The sequence below is a fragment of the Desulfobacterales bacterium genome (genome assembly GCA_034003325.1).
In the GTDB taxonomy this organism is placed as follows: Bacteria; Desulfobacterota; Desulfobacteria; order Desulfobacterales; family JAFDDL01; genus JAVEYW01.
The window spans coordinates 119,792-134,417 of sequence record JAVEYW010000011.1 but is presented as its reverse complement, the minus strand read 5'-3'; the positions used below and the strand labels follow the sequence as shown (position 1 = coordinate 134,417).

The following is a 14,626-nucleotide window of genomic DNA, read 5'->3' as shown; positions in this document are numbered from 1 at the left end:
GGCGGGAGCCTTTAACGGACAGGCATTATCCCATGGTTAATATCATGTCAAGCGCTTTTGTCGCTCACTTAATTTTTTTGATAAATCATTTGGTACAATCGGTCAACAGTTTTTATCAACTCCTCAATAGAACCATTGTTATTAATTATGAAATCAGATCGTTCACGTTTCTGATCATCCGGCATTTGCGCGCCCAGCAAGGCATGGGCGTCCGCGTCCGAAACCCGATCTCGCGCCACCAACCGGGTCACTTGGCGCGCATTGTCGGCAGTCACCAACAGCACCCGGTCAAAAAAAGACGCTGCGTTGCCTTCAAACAAAAGCGGCACTTCAACCATCACCACGCGAGCCCCTTCTTTTCCAGCCTGCCGAATGCGCGCGCGCATCAGAGAAATGATTTCGGGATGCAGCAGCGCCTCCAGATCCCGGCGCGCCTGGTCGTCCTGAAGCATCAACCGCCGCATAGCCGACCGGTCCAGGGAGCCGTCCGGCGTCAGCAGCTCATCGCCGAACCGCTCGGATATACGCGATAGCACCGCCGAGCCAGGCATGACCACTTCCCGGGCCAGCGCATCCGAAAAAATCACCGGAACCCCCAATGCCTTAAACCGGCCGCAAACCACCGTTTTTCCGGACCCTGCATTGCCGGTAACGGCAATGGTGACGGGCTTTGTTTTTTCACTTAAATCAGGTATGGTTGATCTGACTTCCAATGACATAATGATCATCCGTCCATTTCATAACGGTTGAGCGCCGCCATGACAAAATTGAATGATAAGTTGCTTCCTCTTACCATCCGTACCGGATTAACCGGCACTTCGGCTTATATAGTCGGCGGATCGGCCCGGGATCTTTTTCTGGGCCGTCAGCCTACGGATTATGACATTACGGTTTTCGAAAATCCAGAGGAATTTGCCCGGCAACTCGCCGGCAAAACAAAGGGCCGCCTCGTAACCATGGGCAAACCCGGCAAAACCACCTATCGCGTGGTTTCCGGCGCGCATGTCGTTGATGTCACCCCGCCTCGCGGCAACACCATTGAAGCGGATTTAGAATGCCGTGATTTCACCATGAACGCCATGGCGTTCGACCTTGCTTTTGGCAGGCTGATCGACCCGCTGGGCGGCCGGCTGGATATCAAAAAAAAACAGATTCGAGTGGCCTCACGCACTGCATTTCAGGATGATCCCATTCGATTGCTGCGCGCCTACCGAATGGCGGCGAGTTTCGGTTTTTCAATAGTACCGGCCACCCGAACGCTGCTGACCGAATCTTCTCACCTGATCACCCGGTCTGCGAGTGAAAGGGTCCGCGAAGAGATCTTTAAAATTCTGTCCGCGACGCACGCGCACCCGATTATTCAACAGATGCGGGAAAGCGGACTTCTATTTGCTGTTTTTCCCGAACTGTCGCCCCTGGACGGTTGCACGCAAAACCGTCATCACAGCCATGATGTTCTTGACCACACACTGGCGGCCCTTGCGCACCTTGAATCGTTGCTAACCGAGGACACTCCAACCCTGCCGGCGCTTCCGGAGCCACCCGATCCGATGCGAATCATTTGGCTCAAGTTCGCCTTATTGCTTCATGATATCGGCAAACCCGCCTGCCGGTCGGTTGATGCCCTCGGTGATATTCACTTTTACGGCCATGAGACCGCCGGCGCAAAAGCGGCACAATGCATCTGCAAAAGGCTGCGTTGCGCCAATACCGCACAAAACTTCATCACCGCCATCATCGCCCGCCACGTCCGGCCGTTGCACCTGTATCAGGCCTTTCAGAAACAAACCCTCACGGACAAGGCGATTACCTGTTTTTTTATGACCTGCGGAGATGACACCCCCTATCTTTTATGGCATGTGGCTGCGGATCTTTTCGGGAAAGGCGCCGCAAGCCATAGCACGCTGGCCCCCTTCACGGCATTTTTGTGCATGCTTTTAAACCGGTTTTTTACTGAATTTAAAATAAAAAGCTCCTCCCCACCCCTGCTTACAGGCAAGGATCTTATTGCGGAATTCGGCCTGCCCCCCTCGGCTCTGTTTAAACACATCCTTGCCCGGGTGGAAACAGCACGGCTCTCCGGCACCTGTACGACCCGGAATGCGGCTATTTCATTGGTCAGGGACTATTTGTCGGCCCAGTCAACCTCAAACAAAATATAATATTTTTTAATTCAATAAGTTATGTTTATATCCCCCCGGGGATTATTGTCTTGACATAACCTGCGGGGATTCGGTAATAATTCGGCTTTGGCGTAACATGCGCACATAACTGTTTTCACGACCCGACATTCAGCATTGATTAGAGATCGGGATACTTAACCGTCAACACGATTCATTAATTAGGTTGTTGAATTTAAAAAAAGAAGGAGGTCATATGCGTCTTATTCTGTTAGGAGGCCCCGGTGCCGGCAAGGGGACCCAAGCGAACCTGATCAAAGAAAAATACAACATTCCCCAGATTTCCACCGGCGACATGCTGCGCGCAGCAGTCAAAGCCGGCACGGAGCTGGGCAAAAAGGCGAAAGTATTGATGGATGCCGGTGCGCTGGTATCTGATGAGGTGATCATCGGTCTTGTCAAAGAACGAATTAAAGAGGCCGATTGCGCCAACGGATTTCTGTTCGACGGCTTCCCCAGAACCATTCCCCAGGCGGACGCCATGAAAGCAGCCGGCGTGCCCATTGATGCGGTGGTGGATATTGATGTGCCGGATGAAGAGATCATTAAACGAATGAGCGGACGGCGCGCCCATTTGGCCAGCGGACGCACCTATCATATTCTCTACAATCCGCCCAAGGTGGAAGGCAAGGACGATGTGACCGGCGAGCCCCTGGTTCAACGGGATGACGACAAAGAAGAGACCGTTAAAAAACGCCTGGATGTCTACCATAGCCAGACCGAGCCACTGATCGGCTATTATAAAAATTGGGAAGCCAGCAAGGAAGCGGCGGCTCCCCGATATGTGCGCGTCAACGGCGTGGGCAAAATGGATGAAATCACAAGCCAGATCTTCAAGGCATTGGACAACCTGAAGTAAGACAACACCGTCTCAACGTCACGCCATGATCATGGCTTCGGCCCCGCCAGGGTATTTTTTCCAGACCGGCAGGAACTCGCTGTCGCTCAAACAGCCTGCCGCTCTTCCAAAAACACCCTGGCGCGGCCTCCCTGCCGCTGATCGCGGCTTATTCAAAAGCCATTCTAAATTCCGACTCCTGAATTCTGTATATCTGAATGGTTAACTATTTTTTTCAAAATCATCCGCCGCCTGATATAAAATTTTCCCTTGCAAATCCCTTCAAAATATTATATTTACCCCCGTTACGCTGGGCATAAAAAAAATAAACATCGAAAATCTTATTAAATACATATTTCGATGGAAAAAAGGGGGCGAGGAATTTGAAGCAAATTGAAGTCAGGGTGTTAGATAACGACCTTGAAAAAGCCATGCGCATTCTGAAAAAGAAGATTCAGAACGACGGGCTTTTCAAACGCTTGAAACTGAAAAAAAGCTATGAAAAGCCGAGCGAATACAGACGTCGCAAACAACGCGAAGCTTTGAGAAGGCAGCGTATCGCCACTGCCCGAAAATATCGTCGATAATCCTGAGCTGAAAATCTCCGACAAGCCCGGCAGAATGAATAAGATCTGCCGGGTTTTTTTATGATAAGGCATGTTGAAATCCTATGGCATTCGATAACGAATACGCGGATTGCCTGAAGAAAATGTTCGGTCTCAGGCGCTTTGGTATTAAACTCGGGCTCGATATCATTTCCGGCATGTTAACCGGCCTGGGCAGTCCGCAGCAACAGTTTCGCTGCATTCATATCGCGGGCACCAACGGCAAAGGCTCCGTCGCATCGACCCTTGCCACCATTCTGCAAACCGCCGGTTACCGGGTCGGCCTCTACACCTCTCCCCATCTGGTTCACTTTAACGAGCGCATTCAAACTAATGGCCAACCCATCTCAAATGAAAGCGTTGTTGCCTCCTATCTGGCCGTTGAAAAAGCCCATCAGGGAAACCGGGAGCCGACGTTTTTTGAATTTACCACCGCCATGGCGTTGTATGAATTCAGCCGCCAACAGGTCGACTGGGCTATTATTGAAACCGGCATGGGCGGCAGGCTGGATGCCACCAATGTTCTGCGCCCAAATCTGTCCATCATCACCAACATTTCACTGGAGCATCAATCCTATCTGGGAAACACCCTTGCGGCAATTGCCGCCGAGAAAGGCGGCATCATCAAAGAAGGCGTACCCGTCATAACCGGAGCCGGGCAAAAACCCGTCATTGAAGTGCTCACGCGCATCGCACAAAAAAAATCCGCCCCCCTTTACCGGTTCGGCAACGCATTTCGAATTCGAAGACACCCCGACGGCACTTTTACTTATTACGGTTTGGACCAACAATGGGCCAAATTGCGCACCGGGCTGAAAGGGGAACACCAGGCTAAAAACGCGGCGTTGGTTCTGGCCGCTTGTGAAGTATTAAACCGACTTGGGCTGAAACTGCTGTTTGATCATCTTCAAGCCGGACTCCTGAACACCCATTGGCCCGGCCGGCTGGAAATCATATCGGAATCACCCCTGGTGATATTGGACGGCGCCCACAACCTATCAGCGGTTCGCATTCTATCGCAATATCTGGCTGCTCATTACGCCGATCGAAACATCACGCTGGTAACCGGCATACTGGACGATAAGGCATATACCCCCATGCTTCGGCAATTATTACCCTTGTGTAAAAAGGCCGTTTTCACCCAACCCAAGATCGATCGGGCGCTCCCGCCGGAAACTTTTCTGACCGTGGCCAAAGAATTTATCCCCTCTCCCGAGGTCATCCCGAGCGTTCCCGATGCGGTCGCCCATGCCGTTCAAACCGCTAAAAAGGATGAGGTCATCTGTATTGCCGGATCATTATATCTGGTAGGCGAAGTAAAGGGAGCCATAGAAGCCGGCACGTTGGTATTAAATCCACCGAATAGCCAAGCCATCACGTTTCCCGCTTGACTTATTCGGCCGAATCCTCTATTTTGCCTTCAAAATTCGCGCCCGTAGCCCAGGGGATAGGGCGTCAGCCTCCGGAGCTGGAGATCGCAGGTTCGAATCCTGCCGGGCGCGCCATAGCAACAATATAGAATAACAATAGATTAAGCAGAATGGCTTGACCCTTTTTTGTCAAAGTCATACCCCCTCAATATTCCCAATCCCTGCTGTCCCTTCGGTGACGAACCGGGTTCCCCCCGACAAGCGCATCGCCTTTGCTTAACCGGAAGCAATCTTTCATCCTCCGACGATAAGTAACCTTTTATTCCTTTCCACCATGTAAATAATACTGACAATAAGTTAGATAAAAAACATTGCGAAAAAAATAATTTCCTTATAATTTGAAATATATGCCGAATTGGCGTGTTCTATGCTTATCAACGTGTTTATTATAGCGCGCAAAACTATGTAGACAGCCCAGACGCCCAGCTTCCGGCTTTGCCGGTTTTGAACAGATGATACCTGGCTAAGGGAAGCCAATGTTTAATTCCAGAAAAAGTAATTCCAAAGGAGGTCGATCATGTACGAAAAAATTCTTGTCCCCTTAGACGGATCAGCACATGCAGAAGCCATTCTGCCACATGTCGAAAAGCTGGCTCAAGGTTCAAAAGTCGATGTCGTTCTGCTATATGTCGATGACACCGCTGATCTGATGCTTGAACGAGATGAAGTGGCCGACGTTAAGGACTTCATCGAAAAACGCCGTCAACAGGTAAACGCCAAAGAAGCTTATCTTCAATCCATTATTGACAGATGGCGGGAAAAAGGCATTGCCGCGCGCATGCAAATCGTTCACGGATCAGTCGTCGCCGGCATCATGGACTGCGCCGCAAAGGAAGCCGTGGACCTGATAGCCATGGCCAGTCATGGAATGGGGGGAATGCAACGGACATTTTATGGCAGTTCGACTGCCGGTGTGCTGAACTGTATTGATCGTCCCTTGCTGCTGATTCGCTCAAGGTTTCAACAGGGGTGCTGAATCAGCCAAATGGATGGCACCGGGGGTAATTGCATAAAATGGGCGGGGGGAAAGATCCCACCGCCTCATTATTTTAATGCCTTAACAATTCATTTCCGTCGAAAAAACAGAAGGTTTATCAGCGCATGACGGCAAAGATTTCATGCCCGCTACCGGCCCCACCGATTGCTGAAGAACTGGATGTGAGGTGGCGGCTTAAAGGAAGCTTTTCCTCGAGAATGGGCTTTAAGTAGGCCTGTGTGAAATGAGCGATCCCGATCTTGTTAAAGTGCATATGATCATAGAAATAGCGAATATCCCGAACCGATGCCACGAAATTATAATAAGCCACCCGATCCTCCCGGGATACAGCCTTTAATTTCTCATCCACCTCTTTGGCGCCGGGAAAGTCATCCATTAAAATCGGCAACATGATATAGGTGATGCGGCTGTTGTTCGCTTTGGCCAGAGCATTGATCACATGCAAATACCGGCTGTACCTCTCGAAGCGATCCGCTTCATACAGGCTCAGATAATGCTTTCGGGCCTCTTCCTGTTTGCGGGGATTGATGGCTGTCAGGGTTAATTCGGACAAGCCGGGTGCGCTGTATCGGGTAAAGTTTTCCCAATCATCCTTTGCGATCATTTGAAGGTAGGAGAAAATGCGATCCGGGGGGTACCTCCGTGCGATCAGCTTCCACAGGATAGAGAGCTCAAAAGGCTCATCCCTTAAAAAAAAATTATTGTTCTCATTGTTGATGGCGCAAAAAAACACCCAGGGATCGATCAGATAGATAATGTGCTCGACGGTATTTCCCCGATCATAAAAGTTCGACAAGTGCAGCTCTGCCGGCATAAGGCCGCCCCCGCCGCCTTTTGAGAGGTTGATCACTTTTTTCCCCAGAATGCCTTCCATAAGCTGATGATTGGCATCCCGTGAAAAAATACGCCCTCTGGATGTACCAAGAATAGCGACATCGTAATGCTCATTTTCGCCCATCACCAGCAGATTCGACTCCGTTTCCCAGTTTTTAAGGCGAATATGCCGCTGACGCCCCGAAAAAAAAGAGAGAAGACCCCCCATAATGCAAGCGTTCAACAGGAAAAATATCAATGCGTTGATGATGAATTTCTTAATCTGCATAATCAAAATTGAAAGTAAATGAATTCTTGTCTTACCCCGAAAACCCCTGAAATAATGACCGCCCAAAGCACCAGCGTGTAAACGGACCAACGCGCCGCTACCGACAACCTTCCGATATAGTGATTAATCCGATCCTTTCGCTCTTTCAAATGCACCCACACCAATATCAGAATCAACAAAATACTAAATAAAAATGAATAGGGACCGACCACTTTGAATCCCGCCGCAAAGGAATCGATGGCCCATATCTTTTTTATGACGGTGAAGGCCTCACCCACCGTATTGGCCCGGAAAAAGATCCAGGCAAAAGAAACCTGAATAAAGGTAACGCCGACGAGAACACTGCGGCAGAAAAACGAAGACGCATTCGAAAACCATCGATGGATGACCCGTTGCCGGAAGGGCTGGGTTGCGACTTCCACAACCAGAAGCAACCCGTGCAGCGCTCCCCAGACAACAAAGGTCCAATTGGCGCCGTGCCATAACCCGCTCACCCAAAAGGTGATAAACAGATTAACATAGTGCCGCCATTTCACAACCCGGTTTCCCCCCATGGGAATATACACGTAGTCCCTGAACCAGGTGGATAACGAGATATGCCAGCGCTGCCAGAATTCACCCAAAGACTTGGCGAAATACGGCCGGTGAAAGTTATAAATCAGCTCATAGCCGAAAACACGCGCTGCGCCGACCGCCATATCGGAATAACCGGAAAAATCGCAGTAAATCTGAAAGGTGAAAAAAAACGAGGCGATAATGAGCGGTGCCCCCTGAAACGTATCCACGTGATTAAACACCCGGTTGACATAAATCGCCAGATGGTCGGCAATCACCACTTTTTGAAACAACCCCCACAGCATAAGACGAAGGCCGTCGGTCACCCGATGATAATCAAAATCCCGTTTCCCCTTGAATTGGGGTAACATGCGATGGCTTCGCTCAATGGGCCCCGCCCCCAGTTGCGGCCAGAAAGACACGTAAAGCGCAAAATACCCCAAATGCCTTTCAGCAGGCGTTCGTCCGCTGTAGACATCGAAGGTGTAACTGAGTATCTGGAATGTATAAAAGGAAATTCCCACCGGCAACAGCACATTGAATACCGGCGCAGAAAAATCGATATTCAAGGCATTCAAGCCGAGGGTCACGGATCTGCTGAAAAAATTGAAATATTTGAAAAAAAAGAGCGCGCCAAGGTTAAACACTAGGCTCAGAATGAAATAGTTTCTCTTTCTTTTCGGGTCGGACGCCGCGGCCATTCGTAACCCGGCCCAGTAGGCGATGAGGGTGGAACTGGTAATCAGAAGGATATAATCGACCTTCCAGCACATATAAAAGAAGTAACTGGCGCCGAGCAGCAACATCCATCTGAACCGGTAGGGAATCGTAAAATAGAGACTGACAAGGAGAATAAAGAAAAAAGGAAATTGAAGCGAATTAAATAACATATCGAATGCAAACCGGTTAAAATGATTTCAGGCATGCATTCGTTAGCACCCATTCAAAAAGGGTTGACCAGCGTGCCGGCCCTTTGCTGCTTAGCCTATAATATTATTGCCAACGATTATAAATCGAAGCGGCTCCGCAACGAAAGGGCCATATATAAAGTATTCCAACAGCCTTTACAATAGGACAGTATGGCTTGATCATCGTTTCGGCCAATTTCCCACGGCAGGAAGGCCGCGCCAGGGTGTTTTTGGAAGAGCGGCAGACTGTTTGAGCGACAGCGAGTTCCTGCCGGTCGGGAAAAAATAACCTGGCGTGGCCGAAACCATGATCATGGCCGGACACTACTTATTGCGGCTCTGGTCACCTCGGCCCCCCCTGCTGTTACCATCTGATCGCTCCCGGCCGCGGGAATGACCGCCCGTGCCTTGCTGATTACTCCGGCCGTGCGCGCCTGGTTGACGTTTCAATACGGCCCCACCAGCCTGGTTCACCGCATTGTCGCGGCTCTTCAATTGCTGTTCACTTTCAACGCGTTTCCGTTCCTGACGAACTTGATCGGTTCGTTCACGCACCGGGTTATCCGGGGCAACCGGTGCAGGGACCTGCCGGGTCCGCTCGATCCGTTGCCTTTCCTGGTTTTCGGAATCGATCCGTTGCGAACCTTCTCTCTTTCCGCGCTCAACGCGTTCCCGTTCCTGACGAACTCGATCGGTTCGTTCACGCACCGGATTATCCGGGGTGGCAGGTAAAGGCGCCTGCCGGGTCCGCTCGATCCGTTGCCTCTCCTGATTTTTGGGATCCACCTGTTGCAAACCTTCTCTCTTTCCGCGCTCAACGCGTTCCCGTTCCTGACGAACTCGATCGGTTCGTTCACGCTCCGGGTTGTCCGGGGTGGCAGGTGAAGGCGCCCGCCGATTACGTTCAGTTCTTACCGCATCCTCCCTGCGCCGATCATGGTGATCCCCCCAAGCCCCGTCACCGACACGCCGATTGCGATCAGGAGCACGGTGTTCGGAATACCCACGGGTGTCACGTTGAAAGTCCCTTGATCGCGGGGGGTGTTGGCCGTATTTTGTGGCTGTATGCTGATCGCGATAGGCAACTCCCCGGCGGTGCGCAGGGGCGTGATGCCAGCGGCCGGGGGGATGAGCTACCCACCGGTCATGCCTAACAAATCTCGGCCGATGGCGCACATCGATATGAATATAGTGCCGGTGCCAGTTGAAATAGCTCCAGTTGCCAAAAGCAAACCCGAAATAAAAGCCCGGCCAGTAAGAAATCCCAACGCCAATTCTTACCCCCGGAGGCCCCCAGTAATAAGGCGGATAAGCGGGATACCACCACGGCCCATAAACATAGAAGGGGTCATAGTATGACACGTATACAACCCTGGGATCCGCCTGCTTGATGATAATTGTTTCTCTTTCAACAATGACTTTCTGTTTGTCGTTGGTTGTGAGGTTTCCCTGTTCATAGGCCTTTGCCCGTAATTCCTGAACAACGTCCATGACCTCGTCCTCCTGAGCGAGAAAGGCGTTGCCAAGCTCTGTGGTTTCAGAGATTCGCTCACTCATCAATGCCAAAATCGGCGGGAAATGACAGACAGCCTTAACGCTCGGATCCCAGTTCATGTCCAAGAGCACGTCATCAAGGTCCTCGCCCTTCAGCCCTGAATTCCTTCTGACCCATCGGTCAGCTTCAACCACTTCAACGGGATAGGTCGATGCCATCAGAACCTGCGCCAGCAGCGCGTCAGGATAGAGCGCGATAGGCGCCAACATTTGGGATAACTCCTCCCGGCTGTATTTTTCAGACGGTTCGGAATAGTTACTGCCCTGCGCCTGTGCCAACGGCAACGGCAAGAGAGGGCCGGGAACAAAAATTGGAAAGATGAACGTCCCTAAAACCAGATAAAATATGGTGGTTGCCTTCATGAATAACTCCTCAAGAACCGAAGCAGCATATTTTCAAACCGTTTAACAGCGGTAACAGAAAAAGCTGCTTCGACACCCGGCCAAAATTGTGGGCAAAAAAATGATGCCCTACGATCCATTTGACGGAAAATATAATCATTGAATGGGTCCGAAGCAAGAAAATGCGTCACTTAAGCCAAGCAGGCGGGAAAGCGCGTTCCGAAAAGACTACGCGCCTGATCCGGTAAAGACCGAATCATGATTTAAACGTATTCGCGCATTTTCAAGGCTATCATTGCGGTAGTAGGCTATTTTTTATACCATTGGCCGGCCTCGTTTTGCAGCCAGTCGCCAGGGGCTGCCATCTCGGCTAACTTTAAAGCCCTGCGTTTTCCCACCAGCTCAGCGGTGGTACCCTGCTGCTTGGCGATAGCCTGGTAGACTGCCAACCGGTCCGTATTTTCAGCCGCGACAACCGCTTCCTTTTCCTTGCCGGCGCCAACAAATTGCAGATACCCCAGATTGTTTTCACCGACAACCCCCCTTGCCTTCAAAATGATCAGCTCCGGCAATCTTTCCTTCATTCTTGCCTTGATATCCTGCGCCCATCCGGTGCCGCCGGCCAAAAGAAATATCGCGACAACGATTGCGGTCATACCATAACTATTTTTTTTCATTCTATACCCTCCCGTGCCGCAAAAGCAGCGGCAAAAAAAATCTATTTCTTCTCTTCCACCGACTGCTGAATCTCTTTTTTCGTATCGTCGATCTCACCGAAAAAATTATCCAATGCCCGGTCGACGCGCACGTTGACATCAATGGTAATATGAATCGGCTTGACCTCCACCGGCGCGATCTCCACCGCGTGATGCGTCCGGCAGCCGATGATCGCGCCCATTACCGCCAAGGGAATTAAAAGCATGATCTTATGGTTTCGCATCGGTTGCTCCTTATTTCGTCAGGTTTAGTATCTCTTTATATTTCAAAATATCATCCAGGGGAAGCCTGAAGTTAACATTCAAGCGAATCCCCTGAAAAACAGACCCCTTGGCCTCCGTCGTCACGCGAACGAAGCTTCCCGTCTCGCGCTTGAAGGTAAAGGGCAGCTCGCCGGCCGGCTTCCCGTCAAAGGTCAAACGCATCAACAGATCCTTGCCTTCGGTGCCCAGGTTCATTTTGACCCATGAATATTCAAAATTCTTCAGTGCTTCCCTGGCGATGTCCATTTGTATGTATTCCGGCGAATCCGGACTCATGGCGCTGGTGAGCATCTGCGTTTCGGTGACATGAATGCTGCCGCCGGCGCCGGGGGTGGAATAAAGAAATCCGTCCTGAAACGAAAGCTTGCCGTCTGAATAACTCAGTGGGATTTTTCCGTTTACGGCGCCCTCCCCGTCTGCTTTGGCCGCACCGAATTGCCGCAGCATGTCCGCCAGGTTCAACCGGTCGCAATAAAGCGTAAGCCGGTAATCGTTGACGCCGGGTGATATTCTGAACGACTGTGTGCTGATATTCCCGCGGCACCATTTGAACCGGCTTTGTTCGATAAATAAGGAGGTGGGAGACTCGATTTGAAAATCGGCAGTTAAGTCGGTCGCCTCGATATCACCGTAAGACATCCGGGCAACCCGGAAAGCTTGTTTCGGTGCACTGCGCAGGGTAAACATATTCGGAAAATCAAGTTCGGCAAATATACCGTTCAATGCCGCTTTCATCTCGGGCACCCGCACAGCGGCGTTTTTCATTCCCATGGACAGCGCGGCATGCCGCTCTGCGGCGGAAAAATTCAAATCCGCGGACAGATTGATTTCACCGCTAAAGAGTATTCCGGCAACAGCCGAATGAATACGGCCCAAGTCCATTTCTTCAGGGCAATGATAATCGGGAAGCCGGGCCTGAACGCTTGCGCGCCAGTCGTCGGCCAGGCGCTCAACACAGCCGAGAACATTGACGGCAAGCTTTGGCATCAAAAGGCTATCGTATTTTCCACTAAAGTTGACACCGTCGGCTTCCTGACGCAACGCCAATTTCACTCCGCCAAGAGCACGTTTATCCCATTTTATGGATGCGATGGAAAAGCTGCCGCTCGTTGCCTTTTCCGTTAGGGGCCATTGAAACGGCATTTTCGCCGCAACCCCGGCGAAAACCAGCGACCGGGGAGGAAACGCCAAACTTCCACCTGAAAAACCGATAACACCCGTTAGCCCGGCACCGCTCTGAAACGGGTTGATCCAGTCACCTGAAACTCGAATCCCTTCGGGTAATTGACCGGAGATGGTACCGGATGAGAGCCGGGTTTGCGGAATCTCGATGGAAAAGTTCAGTTGATCCTGCCCGGCCCCGTCAAATGAATGGGTTGCGGTTCCGGAAAGGTTGATCATGGGAAAACTCACCTGCGTCTTGTCCTGCCGAACCGAAACGCCTGGCACCTGCAGCCGATAGGATGCCGAAACTTCGGTCGCCGTTGCCTCCGCGGAAGCAGTAATTTCGGGAGGCCCTATCCAAAGACTTGTCCGATCTATTTGAAGCACCTTCGTTCGGTCAAAGGCTTGTGTGTCGATTCGCCCGTTCAAGCGGGCTTGCCAGCCGGTGGTGCCTGCACTCGTTGCGGACAGCGCCCAGCGCATCGGGGGAATGACGGTATTGAGCGCAGACGTGTTGCTCGATTCCTTCGCTTCAGCGGAAACCTTTGTGCGCACCTCAGCCTCTACCGCCATACCGGACGCAGCCGGTTGAACACTGCAAACCGCCTCCGCCGACACACTGCCGCCCGGAAAATCAAGCGTAAAAGGAGACAGATCGATTTTCCATCCATTCAAATCATCGGATGAGAGCGTCAGATGGATCGCAGCGGGCGTATTATCCACATGAGGCGGGCTTTTGATGGAAATGCCCTGATAACCGACGTTCTCCGGCCGCAATCGGCAAACCGCTGAAACGGAAGTGACGGAAAACGGCGCCAGCGCCAGGGTTGCCTGTGCCCCGATATCGGCCTCTCCGCGCAACCTCAATTCCGGGGAAAAAGGTGAAAAAGCCGATAGGCTTTCTAAGCGCAGCGCATCGCCCGATAACGTGATGCGCGCCACTTTCCGCAACCCGTCCAGGGATCCGGCAATGAGCAAACGTTGCGCCCATGGAGAAAGCTGAATTAAAAACCGCTCAATCCCCGTCATGCCGTTATCGGGGTGAATCGTCATTTCAAATGGGCAATAAATGCGCGTATCCTGATACCGGAGGCTGACGGCGGAATTGCGAAGCGAAACAGAGCCGATGGAAAAAGGCAACGCCGTATAAGCGGGCGCTGCGTCCGGGGAACTGGCGGCCAATGCACGCAAGTCCAGCCCATCGACGGTAACAACAGACGACTGATAATCCAATGAAAGGAAAACCCCGCTGACAATGATGCGGGCAATTCGGCCCCGCACCAGCTCGATCGGCGAGTACTCGAACCGAATGGAATCAATAACCGGACCGTTGGCGCTTTTCTCGCCCAACCGCACATCCGAAATATCCGTTCCCGTGAAACCGATGCTTCGCACCCGAAGGGTCAGGTGCCCCAGACCCGCTTTTGCCTCTATTGCCGCTATCACCCGGGATTCAACTACCCCGGGTAAAATGGAATAAAAAGCCGTTAACAGCACAAAGAAGATCAATGCCGTGCCTAATAACAGAAGGGAAAAAAGCCGGACTCGTTTTTCGGTCATGATATAAGCATCTTCTTGAAAGGTGATGGCAAAAGACGCCGCGGCAGGTCACCGGATGCCTTGCATGGGCATGAGCAAAAAAAGACAAGGGGGGATCGCCCTGGAATGGACCTGCATGTATTTTTTAATCAATCATCGCGAAACGCAAAAATCTCTTCGGAATTAACGGGGGGTAAGGCTTATTCCCGGTCGCTCTCGTAGGGAAACAGATCCCCCTTTCCCGGTCAAACAGGCAAACCGAAACGGCAGAGCCCAGAACCGTCGAGAACACCGTCTGAGCATCCGCGATATAGATATATCCGGGTCTTAGGAGATAATTTTCCTGAGTCAGGCTGCGGTTGTTATCGTTCATTGGCAAAAACTACCAGGGACTTCGCGGAAAACTCGATTTCGGCATCGGACGCGCAACCG

Annotated in this window: 12 protein-coding genes and 1 tRNA gene; 6 read left to right on the top strand and 7 right to left on the bottom strand. The window is 51.4% G+C overall.

The window, feature by feature from the left end:
* Nucleotides 1-68: 68 nt before the first annotated feature.
* Entirely contained in the window at nucleotides 69-719 is a 651-nt protein-coding gene (gene coaE / locus RBT11_13210; GenBank protein ID MDX9787735.1) for a dephospho-CoA kinase, read from the bottom strand.
* A gap of 39 nt (nucleotides 720-758) precedes the next feature.
* Here coaE and RBT11_13205 point away from each other — a divergent pair, with 39 nt between their 5' ends.
* The 6 genes from RBT11_13205 to RBT11_13180 all read left to right on the top strand — a co-directional run bounded on the left by RBT11_13205 (nucleotide 759) and on the right by RBT11_13180 (nucleotide 6,029).
* Nucleotides 759-2,162, top strand: a complete 1,404-nt coding sequence (locus tag RBT11_13205) for an HD domain-containing protein (GenBank protein ID MDX9787734.1) — start codon at nucleotides 759-761, stop codon at nucleotides 2,160-2,162.
* Nucleotides 2,163-2,376: 214 nt separating this feature from the next.
* Complete coding sequence (gene adk / locus RBT11_13200) at nucleotides 2,377-3,039, top strand: adenylate kinase (protein MDX9787733.1); 663 nt, start codon at nucleotides 2,377-2,379, stop codon at nucleotides 3,037-3,039.
* A 362-nt stretch (nucleotides 3,040-3,401) separates the two neighbouring features.
* Nucleotides 3,402-3,605 carry a 30S ribosomal protein S21 gene (rpsU, locus tag RBT11_13195; protein MDX9787732.1) on the top strand — a complete coding sequence of 68 codons (204 nt, stop codon included), beginning with the start codon at nucleotides 3,402-3,404 and terminating at the stop codon, nucleotides 3,603-3,605.
* Nucleotides 3,606-3,688: 83 nt separating this feature from the next.
* Nucleotides 3,689-5,014 (top strand): folylpolyglutamate synthase/dihydrofolate synthase family protein, encoded by a 1,326-nt coding sequence (locus RBT11_13190; protein ID MDX9787731.1) that lies wholly within the window; start codon nucleotides 3,689-3,691, stop codon nucleotides 5,012-5,014.
* Nucleotides 5,015-5,052: 38 nt separating this feature from the next.
* Nucleotides 5,053-5,128: transfer RNA gene (locus tag RBT11_13185), tRNA-Arg, on the top strand.
* Nucleotides 5,129-5,570: 442 nt separating this feature from the next.
* Nucleotides 5,571-6,029, top strand: a complete 459-nt coding sequence (locus RBT11_13180) for a universal stress protein (protein ID MDX9787730.1) — start codon at nucleotides 5,571-5,573, stop codon at nucleotides 6,027-6,029.
* Between the two features lie 118 nt (nucleotides 6,030-6,147).
* On the opposite strand, the gene RBT11_13175 is transcribed toward RBT11_13180, so the two are convergent.
* The 6 genes from RBT11_13175 to RBT11_13150 all read right to left on the bottom strand — a co-directional run bounded on the left by RBT11_13175 (nucleotide 6,148) and on the right by RBT11_13150 (nucleotide 14,215).
* Entirely contained in the window at nucleotides 6,148-7,152 is a 1,005-nt protein-coding gene (locus RBT11_13175; protein MDX9787729.1) for a hypothetical protein, read from the bottom strand.
* 2 nt (nucleotides 7,153-7,154) lie between these two features.
* Entirely contained in the window at nucleotides 7,155-8,597 is a 1,443-nt protein-coding gene (locus tag RBT11_13170; GenBank protein MDX9787728.1) for an MBOAT family O-acyltransferase, read from the bottom strand.
* Nucleotides 8,598-8,939: 342 nt separating this feature from the next.
* Nucleotides 8,940-10,532: a DUF3300 domain-containing protein gene (locus RBT11_13165; protein MDX9787727.1), complete on the bottom strand. Its 1,593-nt coding sequence runs from the start codon at nucleotides 10,530-10,532 to the stop codon at nucleotides 8,940-8,942.
* A gap of 287 nt (nucleotides 10,533-10,819) precedes the next feature.
* On the bottom strand, nucleotides 10,820-11,188 hold the full coding sequence (locus RBT11_13160; GenBank protein MDX9787726.1) for a YdbL family protein: 369 nt from the start codon (nucleotides 11,186-11,188) through the stop codon (nucleotides 10,820-10,822).
* 41 nt (nucleotides 11,189-11,229) lie between these two features.
* The gene (locus tag RBT11_13155; protein MDX9787725.1) at nucleotides 11,230-11,451 is read right to left on the bottom strand and encodes a YnbE family lipoprotein; all 222 of its coding nucleotides are present in this window, start codon (nucleotides 11,449-11,451) and stop codon (nucleotides 11,230-11,232) included.
* Nucleotides 11,452-11,461: 10 nt separating this feature from the next.
* Nucleotides 11,462-14,215, bottom strand: coding sequence for a YdbH domain-containing protein (locus RBT11_13150; protein ID MDX9787724.1), 2,754 nt, complete (start codon nucleotides 14,213-14,215; stop codon nucleotides 11,462-11,464).
* Between the last annotated feature and the right edge of the window lie 411 nt (nucleotides 14,216-14,626).

Bases quoted from the DNA above. Each gene is read 5' to 3' on its own strand.
- adk (MDX9787733.1), top strand. From the start codon at position 2,377: ATGCGTCTTATTCTGTTAGGAGGCCCCGGTGCCGGCAAGGGGACCCAA.
- RBT11_13165 (MDX9787727.1), bottom strand. From the start codon at position 10,532: ATGAAGGCAACCACCATATTTTATCTGGTTTTAGGGACGTTCATCTTT.
- RBT11_13150 (MDX9787724.1), bottom strand. From the start codon at position 14,215: ATGACCGAAAAACGAGTCCGGCTTTTTTCCCTTCTGTTATTAGGCACG.
- RBT11_13190 (MDX9787731.1), top strand. From the start codon at position 3,689: ATGGCATTCGATAACGAATACGCGGATTGCCTGAAGAAAATGTTCGGT.
- RBT11_13155 (MDX9787725.1), bottom strand. From the start codon at position 11,451: ATGCGAAACCATAAGATCATGCTTTTAATTCCCTTGGCGGTAATGGGC.
- RBT11_13205 (MDX9787734.1), top strand. From the start codon at position 759: ATGACAAAATTGAATGATAAGTTGCTTCCTCTTACCATCCGTACCGGA.
- coaE (MDX9787735.1), bottom strand. From the start codon at position 719: ATGTCATTGGAAGTCAGATCAACCATACCTGATTTAAGTGAAAAAACA.
- RBT11_13160 (MDX9787726.1), bottom strand. From the start codon at position 11,188: ATGAAAAAAAATAGTTATGGTATGACCGCAATCGTTGTCGCGATATTT.
- RBT11_13180 (MDX9787730.1), top strand. From the start codon at position 5,571: ATGTACGAAAAAATTCTTGTCCCCTTAGACGGATCAGCACATGCAGAA.
- RBT11_13175 (MDX9787729.1), bottom strand. From the start codon at position 7,152: ATGCAGATTAAGAAATTCATCATCAACGCATTGATATTTTTCCTGTTG.
- RBT11_13170 (MDX9787728.1), bottom strand. From the start codon at position 8,597: ATGTTATTTAATTCGCTTCAATTTCCTTTTTTCTTTATTCTCCTTGTC.